The sequence below is a fragment of the Burkholderia sp. WSM2232 genome (genome assembly GCF_000472545.1).
Lineage (GTDB): Bacteria > Pseudomonadota > Gammaproteobacteria > Burkholderiales > Burkholderiaceae > Paraburkholderia.
On record NZ_AWZV01000006.1, the window covers coordinates 17,947 to 38,569 of the forward strand.

Annotated in this window: 14 protein-coding genes and 1 tRNA gene; 10 read left to right on the forward strand and 5 right to left on the reverse strand. The window is 58.4% G+C overall.

All coding sequences use genetic code 11. The features are described from left to right. Positions 1–102 precede the first annotated feature (102 nt). A complete protein-coding gene (locus tag F757_RS0105430) occupies positions 103–1,014 on the forward strand; it encodes a helix-turn-helix transcriptional regulator (protein ID WP_035466347.1) in 912 nt (303 codons plus the stop codon). A 410-nt stretch (positions 1,015–1,424) separates the two neighbouring features. Continuing rightward, a tRNA-Ala gene (locus F757_RS0105440) sits at positions 1,425–1,500 on the forward strand. Between the two features lie 226 nt (positions 1,501–1,726). Here F757_RS0105440 and F757_RS0105445 read toward each other — a convergent pair. Then, entirely contained in the window at positions 1,727–2,887 is a 1,161-nt protein-coding gene (locus tag F757_RS0105445) for a hypothetical protein (RefSeq protein ID WP_027210533.1), read from the reverse strand. A gap of 730 nt (positions 2,888–3,617) precedes the next feature. On the opposite strand from F757_RS0105445, the gene zorA reads away from it, so the two are divergent. From zorA to F757_RS0105465, 4 genes are read left to right on the forward strand one after another with little or no spacing between them, the layout of a single operon-like run. Continuing rightward, positions 3,618–5,642: an anti-phage ZorAB system protein ZorA gene (zorA, locus tag F757_RS0105450; RefSeq protein ID WP_027210534.1), complete on the forward strand. Its 2,025-nt coding sequence runs from the start codon at positions 3,618–3,620 to the stop codon at positions 5,640–5,642. Positions 5,643–5,645: 3 nt separating this feature from the next. Then, positions 5,646–6,356, forward strand: a complete 711-nt coding sequence (locus tag F757_RS0105455; RefSeq protein WP_027210535.1) for an OmpA/MotB family protein — start codon at positions 5,646–5,648, stop codon at positions 6,354–6,356. Continuing rightward, positions 6,353–8,047: an EH signature domain-containing protein gene (locus F757_RS0105460; protein ID WP_027210536.1), complete on the forward strand. Its 1,695-nt coding sequence runs from the start codon at positions 6,353–6,355 to the stop codon at positions 8,045–8,047. Before F757_RS0105455 ends, F757_RS0105460 begins: the two co-directional genes overlap by 4 nt. A gap of 9 nt (positions 8,048–8,056) precedes the next feature. Then, on the forward strand, positions 8,057–11,815 hold the full coding sequence (locus F757_RS0105465) for an SNF2-related protein (RefSeq protein WP_027210537.1): 3,759 nt from the start codon (positions 8,057–8,059) through the stop codon (positions 11,813–11,815). A gap of 279 nt (positions 11,816–12,094) precedes the next feature. On the opposite strand, the gene F757_RS0105470 is transcribed toward F757_RS0105465, so the two are convergent. Then, a complete protein-coding gene (locus tag F757_RS0105470; protein WP_027210538.1) occupies positions 12,095–14,218 on the reverse strand; it encodes a DUF4357 domain-containing protein in 2,124 nt (707 codons plus the stop codon). 565 nt (positions 14,219–14,783) lie between these two features. On the opposite strand from F757_RS0105470, the gene F757_RS33025 reads away from it, so the two are divergent. From F757_RS33025 to F757_RS33035, 4 genes are all read left to right on the forward strand, one after another. Beyond that, positions 14,784–15,293 (forward strand): DUF6471 domain-containing protein, encoded by a 510-nt coding sequence (locus F757_RS33025; RefSeq protein WP_232221360.1) that lies wholly within the window; start codon positions 14,784–14,786, stop codon positions 15,291–15,293. Positions 15,294–15,540: 247 nt separating this feature from the next. Next, positions 15,541–15,819, forward strand: a complete 279-nt coding sequence (locus tag F757_RS0105480; RefSeq protein ID WP_232221361.1) for a hypothetical protein — start codon at positions 15,541–15,543, stop codon at positions 15,817–15,819. Further along, the gene (locus tag F757_RS33030; protein WP_051376685.1) at positions 15,819–16,088 is read left to right on the forward strand and encodes a BPSL0761 family protein; all 270 of its coding nucleotides are present in this window, start codon (positions 15,819–15,821) and stop codon (positions 16,086–16,088) included. Before F757_RS0105480 ends, F757_RS33030 begins: the two co-directional genes overlap by 1 nt. Before the next feature lie 93 nt (positions 16,089–16,181). Further along, the gene (locus F757_RS33035; RefSeq protein WP_051376686.1) at positions 16,182–16,739 is read left to right on the forward strand and encodes a hypothetical protein; all 558 of its coding nucleotides are present in this window, start codon (positions 16,182–16,184) and stop codon (positions 16,737–16,739) included. 233 nt (positions 16,740–16,972) lie between these two features. On the opposite strand, the gene F757_RS0105495 is transcribed toward F757_RS33035, so the two are convergent. The 3 genes from F757_RS0105495 to F757_RS0105505 form a co-directional block, all read right to left on the reverse strand. Next, positions 16,973–17,266, reverse strand: coding sequence for a type II toxin-antitoxin system Phd/YefM family antitoxin (locus F757_RS0105495; RefSeq protein WP_027210541.1), 294 nt, complete (start codon positions 17,264–17,266; stop codon positions 16,973–16,975). Between the two features lie 529 nt (positions 17,267–17,795). Continuing rightward, positions 17,796–19,637 (reverse strand): TniQ family protein, encoded by a 1,842-nt coding sequence (locus F757_RS0105500; protein WP_027210542.1) that lies wholly within the window; start codon positions 19,635–19,637, stop codon positions 17,796–17,798. Then, entirely contained in the window at positions 19,634–20,623 is a 990-nt protein-coding gene (locus tag F757_RS0105505; protein WP_027210543.1) for a TniB family NTP-binding protein, read from the reverse strand. The genes F757_RS0105500 and F757_RS0105505 overlap by 4 nt, the downstream gene beginning before the upstream one ends.

Genomic DNA, 20,623 nt, shown 5'->3' on the forward strand with positions numbered 1-20,623 from the left:
ACCTCCGAGACAATCTGCTGGAGCCACTATACGACTACTTTCTATACGAGTCTAGTTTTTATTCGCACATCTTTTTTTACTACTCGTGAGAGAATTCCGACGATGCCCGAACGCTTGCTCACCACATCGGACCCAACAGGGTCATCCAGTAGCCGCGCCCCTGGTCGGTGGAGCCAGGACCGTCGCCTGGAATTCATTGACTTTCGACTTCGGTGGGACGGCCGTCTCAACCGCAGTGACCTCACAGAGTTTTTTGGCATTTCCGTGCCCCAAGCGTCGCTAGACATCGCTAAATATACGGAACTGGCGTCGACTAACTTAAATTACGACCGCAGCTGCCGGGTCTACATAGCGTCTGCCGACTTTAAGCCGCTGTACCCGTCGAGCGACTCTGGTCGCTATCTCAACGAGTTGTTGTCGCACGCTTCCGGGCTGGACTCAGAGGAAAGCAGCTTCATCACTTGGGCGCCTCCGGTCGCAACAGTGCCACATCCAGGTCGAACCATCCGCGTCGATGTATTAGTCGCGCTTCTTCGAGCCATTCGCGAGCGCTGTGCGATACGCGTGTTGTACCAATCGATGACACGACCACAGCCTTCCCCGCGTACGATTTCTCCGCATGCACTTGCTCACGATGGCTTCCGCTGGCACGCACGCGCCTACTGCCATATGCGCAACCAGTTTCTGGACTTCGTTGTTGCGCGCATGCTGGAGGTTGACAGCTTTGAGCCGGCCGCCGCAAGTCCGGATGATGATGTGAAGTGGCACACCATAGTGCCTTTAGTATTGATTCCGCATCCCGAACTGAGCAAGTCGCACAGACTTGCCATTGAACTTGATTTTGGGATGGAGAACGGACAAGTCGAGTTCCATTGCAGACAGGCGTTTCTCTTCTACGCTCTGCGACATCTGCGCCTGGACCTCGAAGGCGAAGCCAAACCGGAGGCGCAGCAGATTGCTCTAAAGAACCGGTTAGAAGTTGAGACGTACATGTTGAACGAAGGTGCATCTTGATACGCGCCTTCTGCCGGACATCAGTGTTCCCGTTCCGCTCGACCGGACGAATGCATCGACGCCGGACTACAACCTGCCGCCACATTTGGATTGCCGGCAACCTCGCATCCCTCGCCGACCAGAACCCCATCGAGTTTGAGAGTTATCGCTTTGACGCGCTGGATTACCGCTATGGCATCGCTGAGCGCACCCGCCTAAGGAGAGTTGCGTGAACTCGCGGCAACAGCCTGGAGAAATCTGGATGGTCTCCGTCTCCCAGATTGAAGTCATCACCCCGGGAACGGAATGGGCCGGTATTCGGAAATCGTCGACAACTTCAAGGCCATTGGTCTCAAAAAGACTATCGTGGTCACGCCCCGACACATCGCATGGAAAATTAATATTCCGCCATGCTAATGTTGCAACGACGTGGGGCGGTAGCTCAGCTGGGAGAGCGTCGCGTTCGCAATGCGAAGGTCGGGAGTTCGAGCCTCCTCCGCTCCACCAAGAGTTTGCGTTTTGAAAGCGCGCTCCGTCTCGCGACGTGCTGCTTTGTGTTTCGATGCGGCCTGCGCCATCTGGCGCGCTTCGCTGTTGCCGCCCAGAACACTTCAGTGCAGCACATCGATGGACTAGGTTGGCCACTACGCTGGGCGCCGTCGCAGCAAACGCTCGCCAGCGTTTTGAATACCATCGTTACTGACTCAGCGTACGTACGGCCGGCAGCCGACCGCTAGAACTCACCGTATCCAGCTGGCGCATTGTCCATATCGTCCCATCGGCATTCGACAGTTGGGTCCAGCCAGTCTGCAGCACGTCGCAGCCATGTGGCATCAATAACATCGTCGGACGACTTCAGCTTCTTGAGGTCGAATTCGCGTGCGAGTGTCCGCAGGCGGTTTGCTCGCTCAAGCTTCGAAGCCCATTCTTCGACCCGTTTGAGTTGCTCAAATGCCGCTCGGCGAACCGCTGCCAGCCTCGCGCGCTCGGCTTCTTGCACAGCGGCGGCTGCCCGTTGTTCAATCCGCATCTCTGCTTGTACAGAATTGCGTATAACCAGATGCCGAAGCCTGCCAACGAACGCCTGCATCTTCGTTTCCACCAGGGCGCTCCGACTGTCCGCAGTGGTTGCCGCTGCATAGGTGCTTCCGACACCGAAGGCCGATATTTCCAGTTCATTCGTGGGATGGTAGACGTAGCCTTGGCTGTGCAGGTTGTATCCGGCGCGCTTGTTTTCGGCGAGTTGCTCCCGGGTCAATGGGATATTTTCCTGGCGGGCTCGCTCCCTCACGCGGAACGTCAACCTGCTGCCAAGCAAAGTCACATATGCGGGCTCATCCTCTTTGCCGCCAGAGGAAAGCAAATATCCCGCACCCGTTAGTGTCTCGATAAGCATGTTCAGCACGAGAAGCGCGCGCAACGAGTTCTGCGGGGACACGGCGGCTCGCATCAGTCCGGCTCCTTCGCAATATGGCCATATCCGCGAGTCGCGCTGCTTACCTTCGAGCTTTTTCGCCATCCGTTTGACCAGGGGCACGCATTCGTCAATGGATGTGCGCATGCTGACGGACGGCGCATCCGGGGCACTGGCGGCGTCCTCATCGATTTGGACCTGGGTGCGCAGTGACAGCTCGTCGTCCTGTGGATTTCTGAAGACGGAGCGTCGGTAAGTCGTGGCTCCCTTGGTCGGCGGCAGCGATGGCTTTTTCACGGCCTTGCCGGCAGCAAGTTTTTCCCAGTAGCCGCGGGGAGGGACTGGGACATCCAAACTCAGACAAATCTTTCGAAGACCCACATCAGACATTTGATACCTTTTCGACGCCTTGCTGACTGGCTCCGACCAGATTTCTTCATACAACTTTTCGCGTTCAAAGTCTTGGTGGACGTAGGGCATATCGATACACGGTGCGTTGGCAGAGTCCTGCGGTAATCCCCGTCAGATACTGACACGGACGATTTTGAGACGACAGAAGGCTCACGCGTTGAGAGTTCGCGAGGAGCACAGACTTGCGCTGTGCCACGAGACGGTGCGGTATGAAGTTCAGCGTCGACTTTAGTCCCATCGTGAACAAAGCCAAATGTCTACTCGAAACGAAATGCCCAACTGCCTTTACTGAGGACGCCTAGTTGGACCGAGTACCTGACGTTTGGTGACTGGAAATGCAAGGGCCTCTACCCGGTCACGGAACGAAGGCTGCTCGCGACGTGGGTCGACCCAATCGAACAAGCTGTCGGTGGGGTGGCCGGGGCCGGCAAAGCATTGCTCACCGCCAGATGTTTCAGCGAGCACCACGGGCAGACCGAAAGCGATATTCGGTCCATTCACTGACCGGATAGGCAAGCTGCTCGAACAGTCAAAGCGAACCATGTTCGGTGCATTTAGAACATTGGTCGAAAATCTGGCTTGTCAAAAGGCGCCGCCCCCTCGCGCTTCAGTTCGTGCCCGCAGTGTTTGGACGCTTCTCCGTTAATATTAGGAAGAATATGCCGTAATATTGAGCAAATCGCCTGACTGCCTGTCGATTTTGTCCAAGGCCGTCGTTTGGCTGCCGAAGCGCGTCTGGAGAGGGAGGCGCCGAGGAAAACACGCTAACAAAACAAACCCTTAACCGGGGAGACCGAAGTTGAACATCCAGTCGTTACTTGCGGGCGTACCGACACCCGCACTCGTCACGGGCGCATTTCTGGCCGCCCTCGTGGTTGCTGTCATTGCGTTTTTCTTCGGTCCGGCGATAAGGCATCTGGTTCGGCTGCGCTCTATTCAGCGTCGCATTGAAAACTTTGAAGACGGAAATTACCCTTCACAGTTTGAGGCGGTATTCGCTGGCGACCGTCGGCTCGCCCATCTATGGAACGAGTACGCCGAATCGTTGCACGTTCAGCGTGAGGAGCGCGATGGACAGATGGTTGTGCGCGCCGTACGCGCCACCGTGCCCGCCGAGCTGTATTTCAACAGCCAGGTTGTCGTCGACAGCCGCTTGCGCACCGAATTTTTTAAGCATGTTCCCGGAATTTTTACTGGCATCGGTATCATCGGGACATTCAGCGGGCTGATAGAAGGCCTTCACGCGTTCCAAATCAGCGATAACGCGGCGACCGTGCGCGGCAGCCTCGAATCACTTATGCATTCGGTGGGAGAGGCGTTTCTTGTGTCCGCCTCGGCAATCGCTGCGGCGATGCTAACCACGCTCTTCGAAAAGCTTCTCCTTGCCTCGCTGTACCGACGTACAGAAGAAATCGTTCATGCGATTGACGCGCGTTTTGAGGCGGGGGCCGGCGAAGAATACCTGGCGCGCCTGGTCAAGGCATCGGAGGAGTCGGCGAGCCAATCCAAGATATTGAAGGACGCTCTCGTCAAGGAGATGGGAGAGCTGCTGCGTGAGTTGACTAGCGCGCAAATCGAGGCGAGCAAAGAACAAGCCGCACTGGTCGCGGAGGCTGGTCGCCAGAACAATGCGGCTCTTGGACAGGTTATCGCGGAGAGCATCCAGCAGGGTCTCAAAGGCCCGCTCGATGAAATTGCAGCAACGGTCAAAAGCGCCAGCGGCGACCAGAGCGCAAGCGCCGGACGGATGCTGCAGGACGTAATGACGAGTTTCAGCCAACGTCTAAATGACTTATTTGGCGGCCAGATTTCTGGGCTTACCGAACTTAACCAGCAAACCGCCCAGAGCATCCAGCAAGCCGTTACCACCTTGCACACCCTGGTCTCGAACATCGAAGCTTCGAGCCAGCGTTCGACCGATGCAATGGCGCAGCGCATGGCGGAGGCCATCGAGAAGATGGAGTCGCGACAAGAGGCAATGAACGCCCAATCGGCTGCATTCATCGAGCAACTACGCCAATTGGTCGCGACATCCCAGTCGGAGACGAGCCAGAAATTGCAGACGACGCTCGAAACGCTTGGCACGCATGTGGGAGAGATGCTGACCACACTGAGTGGCGCGCAGAAAGAAGTATTTGAGAATAATCGCGCACGCGAGAGCGCCATGTCTGAGCGTGCGACTGGGGCTGTTACAGCAATGTCCGAATCCGTCGATGCCGTTGTCAAGGAACTGGGTGTTGCGACGACGCAGATGGCGCAAAGCGTCGCTACCTTGACCCAGTCCACCGCTTCATCGGTAGACCGTATGCACGCTGGCGCTGAAGCATTGGGTACGGCGTCGCGAAACTTCGCCGCCGCTGGCGAGCGCGTCGCCAGCATCATGGGCCTAACCGCCGATGTCTCGACCAAGCTCGCCGCAACGGCTGGGAATCTGACAAGCGGGGCGGGAGCCATCCAGGAACTTCTGGGCGACTATCGCGCTCATCGCGACAGCATCGGCCAACTTGTCACAGAGTTGCGCGCCACCGTCGAGTCCGCACGAAGAGAGGCCGCATTGACTGGTGACATTCTCAATCGAATCGAAACATCTACCGGCCATCTCGGCGCGGCGCAAAAGCAGGCCGACGAATACCTCGCCGGTGTGAGCCGCGTTCTGGCAGACGCACACGGTGCATTCGCGACTGAAGTGAAGCGCACGCTGGATAAAGCGAATGCCGAGTTCCATACGAAACTGAGTTCGGCAGTGGGGTTGCTTTCGTCAGCAGTCGGTGAGCTGGAAGTCACGCTTGCCGCGATGGGAACCCTGACGCCGGCGCGGAGGTAGACGATGTTTGGAAGTCAAATCGTCGTCAAGCGAGGAAGCCGTGACGAGGCGGAGAAACCCTTCTGGATTTCCTTTGCTGACTTGATGACGGCGCTGATGGTGCTCTTTCTCGTGGTCATGGGGGTGGCATTGCTCGCCGTGACGAAGAATGTAACGGAGAAGGAAAAGCGCGAAGAGCAGCATCGGAAGGACATCGAGCTAATTCTTGACCGGTTTCAAGCTGCATCTAAGCGCTACAACGGCATCAAGATAGACCGTGACCGGCATGTCATCGATTTTGGAGACCGCGCGCGCTTTGCATTTGGGAAATCGAATCTGGCGCCCGAGCAGGAAGCCGTGTTGCGTCAATTCGTCCCCGAAATCCTGACCTTGGCGAACGGTGACCTGGGCAAGCGCGTACTTAAGCGCGTGGTTGTTGAAGGCTACACAGATAGAACCGGTACATACCTGAGCAATCTTAACCTCAGCCTTCAGCGCAGCGAGCGGGTGTTGTGCAGCATGTTTGCTACGGCTGGTGCGAGTCTGCTCGTCGAGGACCAGAAGGAAGACGTACGAAACCTGTTCCTGGTCGGCGGATATTCGTTCAATGACTCGAAGGAGACGGACGAGGAGAGTCGCCGCGTCGAGATGCGTCTCGAGTTCCTAGGTGTTGGAGAAGAAAGAGCTGCGGCCCCGCTTCAATCCGGGAACTTTGGCGACTGCGCACTGCGATGAATGCACTGAACTACCTCGCGTCCTTACTGCAATCGTCCGTCATCGAGGAGACGCAACCGGTTCGCCTGGGCGGCGAAATCGACGCACTTCTCGAAGAGCTGAAAGCGCGTGCAAAATCAGGTAGCGGCCGGGAACCCGTGCACGACCATCAGCTCGATGCGGTCCGGCGGTACTGGAGCAGCCAGGAAGTGCCCACGTTCCGCGATGCATACCTACTGTCCTTTGGCTTATGCATTCCGCACCGCCCCCAGGGTGAGTGCGTCATGGAGGACCGTCCCCGCCTGCAGCGTATCCTCGACAGTGTTGACGGCTACATAGCCAGGACCGCGTCATACAGACGCTGCTATCAAGGGCTCGCAAAGAGCTACTTCACTTATGACGTGGACGCGCCTGAAGCAGCGCCCGCCGGAAAGAAGAATTGGTTGACTTTGCGAGACTACCTTCACGACCGCAACCGCGAGATACGGGACAGCAAACCAGGGCCTGCATGGGTCGACACAGCAATTGAGAATCGACAGCTTTTCAACGAAGCGCCCTGCGCTCCCTATGTGAGCCAGCTGCTGCGCGGCGACGAATCGAATATCGACCGCATTTGTGAGCAGCTTCAAATCGGAAAAGAGTCGTGGTTTCTGCGCCAGCTCGTGCTGACGCAGGTTGAAGGCGCGACGAAACTTGATGACGACGAGTTTGTGAGCCTGCTACCTCGCTTGCTTGGCCTGCTGTCCCATAACGAAGTGCTCCGCGACCGAGGGACCATTCTGGTCCTCGACCGATATGCCCGGGTCTCTGGCAGCCCGCTCCATCCCAGACTTCGCGACCATGCTGTTACCTGGTGGGGCAATCCGTGGCTGCCGTCAAATGCGACACGATGGGGTGGCGTCGCGCCCGCGGCTCGAACGATGGTCTCTGACTGGCTGAAGCTCGAATTTATCGAAACCTTCTTTACGAAGCTGGCAGAGGACGGGCTCGCCGACCGTCGTCGAATGGAATTCTGGAAGCGATATGTCAAGTCCATTGACGACATCGAGTTCGCATTAGGCTCAACCGCACGTAATTCGCGTGAACCTGACCTCGTCGCGCTGCGCAGGAAAATGAAGGGCCTGACTCGCGAACTCGACGCCTCCGGTGCCAACAACGCTTTCATCATGACGATGGGTAAGTTGGTCGCGGTGGAGTTTAGTGGCCTCGGAAACGCGTTCTATGGCTATGACGCCAGTCGTTCGCTCCCCTTTAATACGAGTCAGACATTGAAGCTCGGGAAAGACGAGCGGAATTCGCTCAAGCGTTCGAGTCGCATGCTCTGGCTCAAGCATGGGGATGGCATTCACGGCTGGAGGCGCTGGGAGGATATGTTCGAGGCAACGCTTCGTGAGAGTTTTCAGATTCTTCCCTCTGTCGACACCTCACGTTCTTCTACCAGAAGCCAGGCTGCTAACGAACGCACGCGGCCGACGAGTCTGGGCTCGTCTCGCGAGAACACTCGCTCGACGCAAAACCACACTGCAACGCACGAATCCTACTCGCATGTCGCGCTCAAGCGATTCGCGGCAACGCATGGTCTGCAAATCGATGACCGGACTGCACTCGGCGGAAACTTGTGGGTTCGCGGAGACGAGGATGATGGGCATATCGGCCAGGTCCTGGCGGATTGGGGCTTCCATGTGAAGCCGGGCAAGGGTTGGTGGAAATAAGGCGAAACTGTGTTCAAGTTATTCAAGCCGGCAAAAGCGCGAGACGTCGCCACCTGGAAGCGGCAGTGGTCGGATAAAGGCATCGTTCTGACTCGTCGAATTGAAGGCCCGGGTGCGATGGTCGACGGGGACCTCGTCGGGGGCTACCTCACGCAGCTCACCGATGACGGTCTCGCCAACCCGGTCGATGACGGTTTCTTGTTGGACTGGCAGTCGGCCTATGAAATCCTCGAGCGGCAGGACTACGGGCAGCTGCGCGACGTGCTTCGAATTCCACCTTTCACCGACTTCCGTCCGTTCCTGCGAAGTGGCCATTCGCTGGTCGACCGCGAGTTCGGCATCGCGGTCGACGGATGGCGCGTCGACGGCGGCCGCGAATTTCAAGGCACTCTCACGGGGCCGGTGATGTCGGAAGGCACCGCAGAGACGCTGATGCGCCCTGCGCAATGGAAGCTATTCAAAGCGGTGGTTGCGTTCTCGCGCCGTGGTGACGAGGACCGTTCTGATTTGGCCAACCGGCAAGGTTGGGGGCGGATTCGCAAGCTCGCGCTCGACGCCGAAGCAGGACTCGATGATTTTCTCTACCGCTCGGTGGTGTTGAGTCCCGAAAAGCTCAATATCGGTCTGAGGCGGTCGGTCGAAGTGGCAGACGACCACGTAGTCGAAATCGAGCCAGGCTTCGACGGCGCACCAGACGACTGGCTCGACACCTTTGACAGAGCTCGCGAGATTCGTGACCGATACGACATCACGACCCGAGAAGGAATCGTCCAGGTTCTGGTCACGCCGAAAGTGAAGACGGTGCTTCGTGAAATCAAGCGCTTGCCTGGACGGCGCGTCGCCGGCTCACGGGCACAGGCGTTTTTGCTCAATCCTTACGCGGCGCTGGGCGCTGATGCCGTTGACGTTATCGAAGAGTCGCAGTTCGAACGCGCTCGCGAAGACGCCGGTCTCGACTACGAACGCTTTGTACCGACGTTCGAGCGCAACGCTGCGGGCTATGCACTGCGAGTCGGCCTGCTTGTCGAATCGGCCGTGGCGAGTGGACCGACCTCCTCGAAGACGCATTGGCTCGACGACAACGAGCTTTCCACGTTCGTCTCGGCTCTTTCGCGGTCGCTCGCGCTTGGCCACCAACTGCTTGCCTGGCAGGGTTACGACCTTGCTCTGCAGGGGGATTCGGAGCAGCACCTCAAGGAATTGTCGGCTGCACTCGCGCAACGTCGCACCCCTCCCACGCTGGTCTCCTACGCTCAGGTCCATGACCTGGGAGGCTACTCGACGCGCATCGAATCGATTGGTGTAGAGAAGCCGTACCATTCGCCGTATATCGCGAAGAAAGATGAAGGTGAGGGTTGGTTCCCGGACAACATCCTGCCCGTCATTGTTTATCAGTCGAAGGACGGTGGCGAGTCAGTGGCTGTGCCTACCAACAAGCCGGCCATCGAAAAACTGAAGAACGACGTACTGGAAGCTGACGCGAAAGGCGTGGCAAAGCTCGACGTTGGCTGGCTCAAGGACCCTATTTCGCTATCGGATGCGAAAGAAATCATCTCCACGTTCGAGAATCTTTTTTCCGACCTGGAATCGGGTAAGCAGTTTGACCCGGAAAAAACCCGCAAACGGCCCGGCGAACGGGCCACCAAAAAGCAGCTTGTTCTGCGCGCAAACATCCAGGCACTCGAATACGAGGAATTGCGCCGTGAGGCGCTGCAGTCGGTACCAGCAAGTCCCAAGCTTCCGCAAAGCATTCGCCCGGGGTTCGCCTTGCTGCCGCATCAACAGACAGGCCTCGCGTGGATGCAGCATCTCTTCAGTCTGCAAACCGATTACCAGGTCCGCGGCGCCATCCTTGCAGACGACATGGGGCTCGGCAAAACCTTCCAGTTGCTGGCGCTCATGGCCTGGTTGCTGGAGAAGGACGCCAACATGAATCCCATGCTGGTGGTCGCGCCTGTCTCATTGCTGGAAAACTGGGCGGAGGAAGCCAACAAGTTTTTTCAGCCGGGTGCATTGCCCCTGTTGACTGCGTACGGCGAGAGTCTTGCCGAGTTTCGCGTACCGCGCGGCCAGATAGACCAGCGTCTGCAGACTGAGGATGGTCTGGTCAGGTTTTTGAAGCCCAACTGGATTGGCGATGCCAAAGTCGTATTGACGACGTACGAAACGTTGCGCGACCTGGAGTTTTCGTTTGCCGCGCAGAAGTGGTCGTTGATGGTGTGCGACGAGGCTCAGCGCATCAAGAACCCCGCCGCAATGGTGACCCGGGCGGCCAAGAAGCAGAATGTCGCGTTCAGGATTGCATGCACGGGGACACCGGTCGAAAACACACTCGCCGATATGTGGTGTCTTTTCGACTACGTGCAGCCTGGTTTGCTGGGTGCACTGAACGATTTTGGTGAGCGGTATCGGAAGCCGATTGAGGCGAAGACGGACGAAGAAAAGTCCCGTGTCGAAGAGCTGCGCGCTCGCATCTCACCGCAGATTCTCCGGCGTCTGAAGACCGAGGTCGATACGGGACTGCCGCCGAAAATCGTGGTCGACGACTGTCGGCGTCTCCCCATTTCTAGCGTTCAGCGCAACCTTTATGCGAAGGCGGTGGACGGCTTCAAACGACGCAAAGAGCCTGACCATACAACGCCGTTCAAAAATCACCTTGGATTGCTTCATTATCTCAGGCTGGTGTGTACCGACCCGAGAGTGCATGGCTTGAGCGTGTTCAAGCCGGAGCCGATGGGCGACTATCGCGCGAAATCTCCGAAGCTCGACTGGCTGCTCAAGCAGCTCTCCGAAATCAGGGCGAAGGGCGAGAAGGCAATCGTCTTTTGCGAGTTCCGGGAGATTCAGCGACTTCTGCAGCACTACATCGAAGCCGAGTTCAGCTATCGTCCCGACATCATCAACGGGGACACGAGTGCGTCATCGACTCACGTCGCCAGTCGGCAGAAGAGAATCAAAGCCTTTCAAGAAGCGCCGGGCTTCGGCGTCCTGGTGCTTTCGCCTGTGGCCGTTGGATTCGGCGTGAATATCCAGGCGGCGAACCATGTTGTTCACTACTCACGCACCTGGAATCCCGCCAAGGAAGACCAGGCGACCGACCGCGCGTACCGCATCAATCAGAAGAAGCCGGTGTACGTCTACTATCCAACCGTTTGGGCGGACGATTTCACGACGTTCGACGTGAAGCTTGACCAGTTGCTTGCCCACAAGCGAGGGCTATCAGAGGACATGCTTAACGGCGCGGGAGACGTAGCGCCGGGCGACTTCAATATCGCAGACGTTGTGCCGCATTCACAGACCAGCGACCTGGATGAACGCATCAGTCTGGACATGGCGCTTCGTATGGGATGGCAACACTTCGAGTGTCTTGTTGGCGCTCTCTGGAGTAAGCGCGGATTCAACTGCTATCGGACACCAGGCACGAATGACAATGGTGTCGACATTGTGGCCATCGATGGGAAACGAGGTCAGCTTATTCAGGCCAAGACCAGCGGAACTGATGGTACGAAACTCGGTTGGGACGCTGTAAAGGAAGTTGTGGCGGGTGAAGCCTTCTACCGGCGCAGGCACCCGAACGTCTCGTTCGAAAAAGTCTGCGTCACAAATCAATTCTTCAATGCGCAGGCACAAGAGAACGCGATTTTGAACTCAGTAGAGTTGATTGACCAGGCGTATCTCGCCGACCTGCTTCGGACACACGAAACGACCATGCTCGAGGTCGAACGAATGCTCTTCGTCGAATGGCAGTCGGCGGACCTTACGGATTAAACCAATGAGATGACCATCAGGATATTGTCGGCTTAAGCATCGTGGGCAGATTCGCTGCCGAACATGGATGACCGCTGTTATGCAATCTATCGACGTGCAGCCTGCGGTAGCAGCGGACCGCGGGTCACTCGGCCCCGGTCCTTATCGGCAGAGCTTGACATCTGCGCCGCCCGTCACACCGACCCGGTGTTTGGGCCGGCGCGCAAGGTTCGGGTGTCCAGCGACTGTACCGTATGAGCTTCGCCGACTGGTTCATGGCGAACCGACGTCATCGCCAAATCACCGGTCACCAGGTTCGGTCTCGGCTGACGGCTGGCTGGTCGGCAGGTTGTCGTGCCACGCGGCATAAGTAATCGACGTACCTTTGAGTCGCCATGAATTGCGCCCATTGTCGGTTCTACCCAAGACCGTAGCGGATGCTGCGCTGGGACTGACAAAGGCCACATCCTGCGCGAAGACCAGATGGGAGCCGTCCGACGACTGCTGCAACGAGCCAAGACTTTGCAGACTTTCTCGCAACTGCTGATATGAGTGTGGCTGTCCCGACCATCCCAATCGCGCTTGCGACTGTGCGAGAACGGTGAAAGAGCGGGTACTTTTCCGCGCGAGTGCGACGAGACCGTGCTTGGCACTTTCGAGCTCGAAGTAGATGCCGTTGCTATCCGATGACAGCTCGGCCAGCAGCTCCTTTGCAACTTCTGCCTTGCTCTTTCGTTCTTCCAGTCGCCAGTGCGTCTCGAACACGTTCATTACCAAAGTCTGCTGCGCTTGCATGACATTGGCCGTCCACTCCGGATGCTGCAGCACCTGTGTAGTAAGGGCGAAACCGGAAACGCCCCCTTTGGTGAAATACGAATTTTTCTTCCAGGCAAACTCGCGGTTGCTCGCGGAGCTATTTTTCTTGCGACTTAACAGAACGAGGTTACCAAGCCGATGGACCCAGCTTTGATAGATTTTCGTGTCGGGAACCCAGGTCGCCCATTGACTGTTCGGAGCAGGCTGTTGGGGCATTACGTGCTCCACCGAGACGACGTCATGCTCGTAGACCGCGGCGCCATCGGACAAAAGACGGTCCAGGCGCAAAAGCAGCAGCGCCACTGCCCGCGCAGAATGGGTGTCATACAGTGGGCCGTTCAGTACCGAATAGGTGTCGTATTGCTCACTCGGAGACAGTTGCAGCGGTGACGCCTCGGCGAACAGATTCTGGCCATTTTCGATAGCCCCCGTCAGTGCAGAAAAACGCTCAACACGACCATTGACGCCAGTTTTCCGCGCGAGCATCGAATACGCCAGGCGTTCGAGGTCACGGAAGAAAGCCAGCATCGTAGCCGGTTGCTCGGCATGCCGTACGTAAAACGCCAAGGCAGGCGGCAGCCAGTCCTTGAATTCCAGCTTGTTGAGCCAACGCAGATGCTCGTTCACCAGCTCCGCATGCTGTGTGCTTGCGTAATCCGCGCCGCTGAGAGCGGTAAGCGCCTGCGCCATCGGCAGCAAAACCGTGTCGACAAATGTCTGCGGCGTGGTCGCCTGCGTAACGTGCTCCTTGAACTCCTTGAGCAAAGTCCCTTGCGGTTTGGCTTTGCGATAGACCATGCGAATATGGCTGAACAGGTCGCCAAACTCGTCGCGCCCCAGGTCCTCCTCGGCGTCTTCCCACTTCTTCGTGTACGTCTCACGAAGACCAGATTCGATGCCCCCAATGATTTCCGCCTTCAAAATGTCCGTTGCGCTCAAGTCCAGGCCGCGACTGTTGAGAACACCGAAGATGCGGTACGCCGAATCGAGGTCGGGAGTCGCCACGGTGACAAGGTAGCAACGCGTGATGATGAACTGAACGAGCCGTTTGAGCTTGGGTTCTCCCAGGTTCACCAGTCCGCTCATGAAAACCTTGGCGTTTGCCCGCAGGCGCGCCTGCGCACTGGGCAGCGTCGAATTGAGTTCAATGAGTTTGGTGAGACCGTCCTCATGTTGAACATATTGACGGAAGAAGTCTCTGTCTCGCTCGCGCAATGAAAGCCGGTAGCTCGCCTCGGTGGCTGAGACAACGTCGCCGTGCTCGTAAATACGCTTGGTGATGCCGGCTTGCACGGCACGGTCACTGATTGTGGCTCTGATGGCTGAAAGCAGTAGCGTCAATGTCGTCAGGCGCTGTTGACCATCGACTACGGTGGCGTCAGGCGACGTTTCGCTTTTGATGAGAACGATGCTCCCGAGGAAATAAGGCACACCGTCGGCAAGTTGTTCCGGGGACGCGTCGAGCGCACTCAGCAAGTCGTCCAGGAGCTCTTGCGCCTGGTCGTTTCCCCAGGAGTAAGGGCGCTGATAGCCCGGGATGGTAAATACATACTCGTCGCTGAAGATTTTTTGCAGCGTTTGTTCTTTTGCCGTGAGCGTGTGCGACACCTGTAATCCCCGGGAAGTAATTTGAAGCGTTTTGAGATTGCCAATATACCGGCTTTCCCAAGGTTCGAGCTAGCGTCGCGGTTCCCGTTGCGGCGCCTCTGACGCCCGAGAAATCGAGCATTACACCACCGTTTCCGCCGACGGCCATCCGGACTTTCAAGTCCTATAGTAGCTCGGCCAACCGACTTCTCCCGGTGTTCGGAAACAAATGCGTCATGCCGTGGCGCGGGGTGAATTGCAAAGGCGTGCGCAGGAACGGTGGTGCGTCGTGCGCGAATGGTCGCCTGAAACAATGCACTAGCAAAAGTCAGAGTCGGATTGCGCGTGCGACCCAGGCTTTGCAACGAATCGCCGTAGCGCGACCAGTACGCGTGTGTAAACTTGGCGAATAGCCCCTTGCCCGTTATACGTTTGCTGACGGCGATGACCGCGTCGCTTCAGTCCTCACTGCATTCTGTCCAGCCGCAACGGTTGCGGAACCTCACTGCAACATTCACAATCGACGTGCGCGTGTGTTTTTACACGCATTTCATGGTATATGGCTATGCGGAATCATGCGAACCCTGTGACTGTCGACGCTCTTTGGTCAAAACTCGCCTCACGCGCCATCCGGGTCGCGTTGGCGCGCCGGGACGTGAGCTACGCGGAACTTGCCGACGCGCTGAATACTATGGGCTTGTCCGAGTCGTCGCGTTCTGTGGAAGGCAAAATCCAGCGCGGCACCTTCCGCTTTTCCTTCTTCCTTCAAACCTTGGCCGCCTCGGAAAGCCAATACCCCGAGCAATGGACTGTTCCGCTGCGCAGTGGCGCAAGCTGGGAAAAGTGCGCTGCGCACGTCATTCAGGCGGAACTCGTGGCTCAGCCATGGCTGAACCATATCCTGCTTTCTCAGCGCCTGGCCGAAATCGGCGTCGAGGTTGCCGCCGAGACATTGAAGAGCCAGATAGTGGACGGAACGCTTTCCACTGCATTGTTTCTTCAATGTGCCACGGTCTGCCGATTCCCTGACCTCCATTTCTTTCTCGACGGTCGAGACATGATTGACGCCGCCGTCGCGGGAGCGTCGGCTCGGTAAGCCAACGCCGCGGACAAAAATTTCTTGCTTTCCTTCATGGCAAGTCTATATTTCGCCCTGTGCAGAGCGCGTGTAGAAACGCACGGTGACGGTGGCCGGTGAAGACACTTTGGTCGTCAGAGTGCGTCGCGGGCTGCTCCGGCAATGCGGACCGGCATCATATTGCGTGATGGAACGCCCTGCCCCTTGAGACTTGGAGGTGACCATGCCTGTCTGGAGAGTGGCGGATGTGAGCGCTGAGCCTGAGATGTCAATTTCCGACTGGCAAATCCTGGAAACGCAACTTGGCTCCAGGCATTTCGTGGGCTGCGATGTGCGCAACCTCACCGGCCGTGTCAGCACCGCCATTCAAGAGTTCGACCCGGCCGTACTACGCGGCATCACGTCGTCCGGGCGCGTCTATCAGCTGGTTGGGCCTCGTGGATGGTCCGAAAACGGTCGGTATCTCTGGGAACGGTGGTGCAAGGTCAACGACATCACGTCCTACACAGATGTCACGGCCGAGTCGCTAGCGGAGAGGCCGTGATGACCACGCCGGCTGAGCGAACCAAAGCAGTGCTCGGTACCCGCGATTTCCTGGAGATACTTTCGCGCGCGGACGAGGTTACGATTCACGGCCTTGTACAGTCGGTCGCTGCGAGTCTTCTGCGGCACTACCCTTTGAAAGTCGACCTCGATTTATCGGCAGCGGCGCTTCCGACAGTCTGGGCGCCGCCATCAACGCCCGGTGGCAAAGGCGAGCATGTCGCACTCGAGTTCAACCTGGCGCATCAGACATGGACTGTTAAGAAGTAGCATTTCCAGGGAGACGCGAAGATGGCACGGATGCAGAGTGATGGAAGCCAGGATAGTCCGCATCACGACGCCCGGGCCTTGCGAGTTATACACATGGCCGCCGTGGCAGCAGTCTTGTTCGACCCCACGGCCGCTGCTGCGCTTCTTGAGATTCCAGATGCAGAGCTGGGCAGGCTTTTCAAAATCCGTCTCATGCGAATCGCTGGCCTGTCAACCGCCTTGAACCTGGAAGTCAGCTCGACTCATGGTCGAATGCAGTCGGCATCGAATGGCGGCAAACGCGGTTCAAAGCGCAGTAAGTCGGCACGTTACGCCCTTATCGCCAAAGGAAAGCTTCTGCACTTAACAGACTTCCTCACGGCCTCGGGCATCTCCGAGCACAGGCTGGCCAAGGACCTCGCCGCCCGTCGCCTGTTCAGCGTCGAGATTGGGAGGGACGCCTACTATCCGGCGTTCTTCCTGGTCGATGAGCTGGACCGTAAGAGTTTGGCGAAGGTATCGAGACGGCTTGGCAACGTTGCCGGCTGGCGCAAATGGAAATTTTTCACGGCGCCAAGAACGAAGCTTGGCAATTCGACGCCGCTGCAGGCACTCATGCGGGGCGATGCAAAGCAGGTACTGCGATGCGCTGCGGCTTTTGCTGAGGGATAAGAGCAGCCTATGTTGGCGAGAAATGCCGTAGTCACGCATTTACGAAGTACCGTGCTTCATTCGAGCCTTCCATTTCGAGGGCTAATCGGCGCGGGCCGTGCCGGCACACCATTTTCGTGGAACCCGAGGTAGCATCGCGTTCGCGCTAGTCTCGCGTGACATGGCCGGGCGGTACAGTCGCCTGCGTCCTGTTCTCGTAAAAACCGCCCCATGCGTCGGTGATGCTGACGAAATCAGTCTTGAGGGCTAGAACCTCCAACTGATTTTCGGAATTCAATCTCAGAACGCACGCGGCCTGAAAGCATGTCTTCAAGACCCTTTGCAATATCACTCGGCACGACCCGCTGGCGGTGCTCGGCCTCGAGCGCGCGGTAGTAGGCCAGCTTACGCGTGTCGATAAGCGCGACGAACGGTTCGCCATTCTTCGTCAAGACTTTCTCGCTTCCCGCCACAACATCGTCTGCCAGCTTGGCGAACTGAGAGCTGGCGTCGCTCAAAGGTAACACCTCCTGGATGCGAATCGGCACACGAGCCTCCATGAGGGAGAAGTCGCCATCATTGCGACACGAAAAATCGCGGAACGGGCCCGTGTCGATGGAACGTAAACAACACTGTCCTTACATTGAACGTCGCGCGGCCAGACGGCGCAACATGCTCACTTGCGCGACATATACTTGATTGCAAGGACGCACATGCCATCCGCCGCGCGCAATGCCGCTGGATGGTCGGGCCGCCCCATCCATCGATGGGCTTCGGTGATGTCGTCGGCTTGCCGCTCACGCTGGCGAGGTGCTGACCGCCGGGGCGTGGGGGACACTCGAGCACTGGGGGGATGCCGTGAGAAGCTCGACGCGCTGGCGAAGATAGAGGCGCGAGGCGAAAAGTCTGTCGGGCGAGGCGGCTCCATACCGAAGCGGGGTGGCGGTGGCTGAGTGAAGGCGCATCCCGGCAATTCTGCCAGGGAGGGCTGGGCTCAGCCTCACCACCCGAAGCGAAGAAATATGCATCTGTTTTTTGGCTGAGCCTGGTGAAATCCATAGCCATGCGCAACGACAATCATGCCGGCTGCGCAGCCACGAATAAGTCCTGTCCAGCGCGCGCACCGATAACCGCGAGACGACACAGGTCTGCGATTCGGACAAGCCCGCCCCGCGCATTCCCGCCCGGAAGTGGCCGCGCACCGACAAGTTCAACGCCCGGCAGCAGTTTGGTCAGCGCTGACGACTTGGTGCCGAAGCTGCGCGCGAGGTCCGCCAATGGCACGTAAGTCTGCCGGAACGCCAGCAACTGATGCGGCAGCACCACTCGGCATGGCTGGCCGCGTAACACAATCGACTCCGATTCCAGCAGGCCCTGGTCAATCCAGTAGGAGATGCTCTCCCATTTCCACCCGGTCATTTTCGCCAGGGCCTGAATTGACATGCCGGCTTCGAGCAAAGGCGTGCCGAAGTACGGCGTGACGTCCGCGCGTCGGAATGCCGTGTCGCCGAGCGTGCGACTACGAACCACGGCCTTCACCTCGCCTTCGGCGATGACCCTCATCAGGGACTGGATGGCCTGCCGGTCCCCCATGCGGCGGCTGGTCAGCCCTGCCCACGTGAGCCGCTGCGCTTCGGCGATGGCGGCAGGTTCCGCGGCGGCGCGAACGCGCTCAAACAGTTCCAGTATCGAACAACGCTCGACCTGGCCGCCCTTCAAAATATCGTGACGCCAGTTTGCGTCGGACCGTATCACGCCTGCAATTATCATGTGCGCGAGCACGGACGGCGGCACGTCGGCAAGTTCGCAGGCCTGCTCCGTCGTCACCCATTCATTGCGCCGTTGCTGGATACGTGCCAGCTCGGTGCGCGGGATTTCGTAGACTTGACCACGAGTGCCGACGCGGCGCGTGCGATAGTTGCACTGCCCGGCCTGCATCGCCTTATGCAGCCGGTCAGCACTGACGCCGATAGCTTTTGCGGCCTCCGGCGCACGCATGAACTCTGTCGCGTCCGCCACGATGTCCTTCGCCGAGTCCAGTCCGAGCGCCCCGTCGAATCGCTCCGCGGCGACTTCGATAACGATTCTGAGGAACGGCTCAAGCGCCGTCCCCTGACAGAGTTTGCGCAAGCCGATGTACCAGGGGCCGAGAAGCGTGTTGAGTGTCCGTGCATCGGGGCTGCCTGCCGCGATGCGCTTCTTCACATGCGCCTGAAAGCCCGCCGGCCAGTCGGCAAGCAACGTCTCCAGTGGCTCCAGCAACACGACCGCCTCAGCCATCGTTTTCGGCAGCGCTGCGCTTCGACGTGGGGCTGGTCGCGCCGGGTCGGCGCACAGGCAGAGTGTTTGAACAACGTGCACGAGAGCATCAACATTCACACCACGAAAATCCGGGGCGATGCCGCCAGACTGTTCGCCGGCGCTCGCAATCAGCGTCGACAACCAGAGTTGGGTCCGGGTTGCTGGCACGCGCGGAAGCATGCGCAGTTCATGACCACAATCGCACCGGTCAATATGGTATCGATTCGGTGACAGCAGCTCCCCGCAGTCATCACATCGGTCCACATGCTGGATACGGTGATGAGGACATGCGGTGACGAACGTATGTTCCCAGTGATGCCGCAGGTATGGCTCGTCGAGGCAGGCGGGACAAACCGCGTCGGTCTGTACGCGATGCAGTCGCCCCCAATTACGGCAAGTGGCTTCCTGCTGGCTCGCAAAGTGCGCCCATGTCGTTTCGAGGCCCAGCTGTCCCGCGACGAATTCGGCATGAGCGAGCAGCGCGCTGCGGCTGCGCTGAACGCCGGCTAGCCCGGCAAGCTCGCGCCAGTTGGACAGCACGTTCTCGGCAGTGAGCGCGCGATAGTAGCCGAAGCCCGATTCGTCATCGCGCGGCGCACGCGTTACGAGCAAGCTCATCGGAAACCTCCTGCCTGTCCGGTGAGGATGGGAACCGCGAGGTCATTGTCGTTCATCACCTGGACGAACGCCTGATGAAGTGCTGCCGGAGAAACTTCGGTCAAGAAGGCCTCCTGATGCGCAAATGCCGGGAACTGGCGCGAGCCAGCTGCTTCTATGGCGTTGGCTGCTGCCTGGCAGTCAGCGAACGTGAGCGGCCGTGGCGACTCATACGCCATCTGGCTCGCCAGTTCCTGCATGAACCGGCTGAGCACGCCAATCAGCCCGCCGGTCAGGAGGTAGCACTGCAGCGTAAGTCCGGACGCCGGCACGTCTATCGGATAGCCCGACTCGCCAAAGAGACTGGCGTAGGTCGCGACACAGGTATGAAACGCTTTCATGTTTTCGGGGATTCGTGAGTCATAAGGCATCAGAAGGCGTCGTGCCGACGCTCTTGCGCGGAGTTGCTCGTTACATTCGAACAGGCGCTCGAGTCTGGGTACGCCAAACATGAAGACGGTCCGATTGCCCGAGTCCGCCAGTTCCTTGAACCAGTCGCCGGCGCCGCGCGGTGGCATACGCGCACCGGGCTCGACAAGGTGGCTCGCTTCCTCAAACATCACAACGCGCGTATTGGCAAGCCTCAACTGGTCTAACATCCGGCCGCGCATGGCTCCTGTTGTAATACTGCGCTGCACTGGCAGACCGAGTGCGGCGAGGACGCTCGATGGCAACTGCAACGGCGATACGGGCGTCGGCACTGGCACCACGAGCACCGGCACATTGCGACGTCCATCCACCTTCGTCTCCGGAAACGCGCGCCTCAAGGCATTGATGAGCATCGACTTGCCGACACGCGACGGTCCCATGACACGCTCGATGCGGCTGGCGCCTCCGTCTATTGCATCCTCGATGCGTTGCCTGAGCGGTTTGAAGTGTTCAAGGAACAGCGGATGAGGAAGCTCGCACGTTTCAATCGCGATGCGTAATTGTTTTGCGGGCGTCAT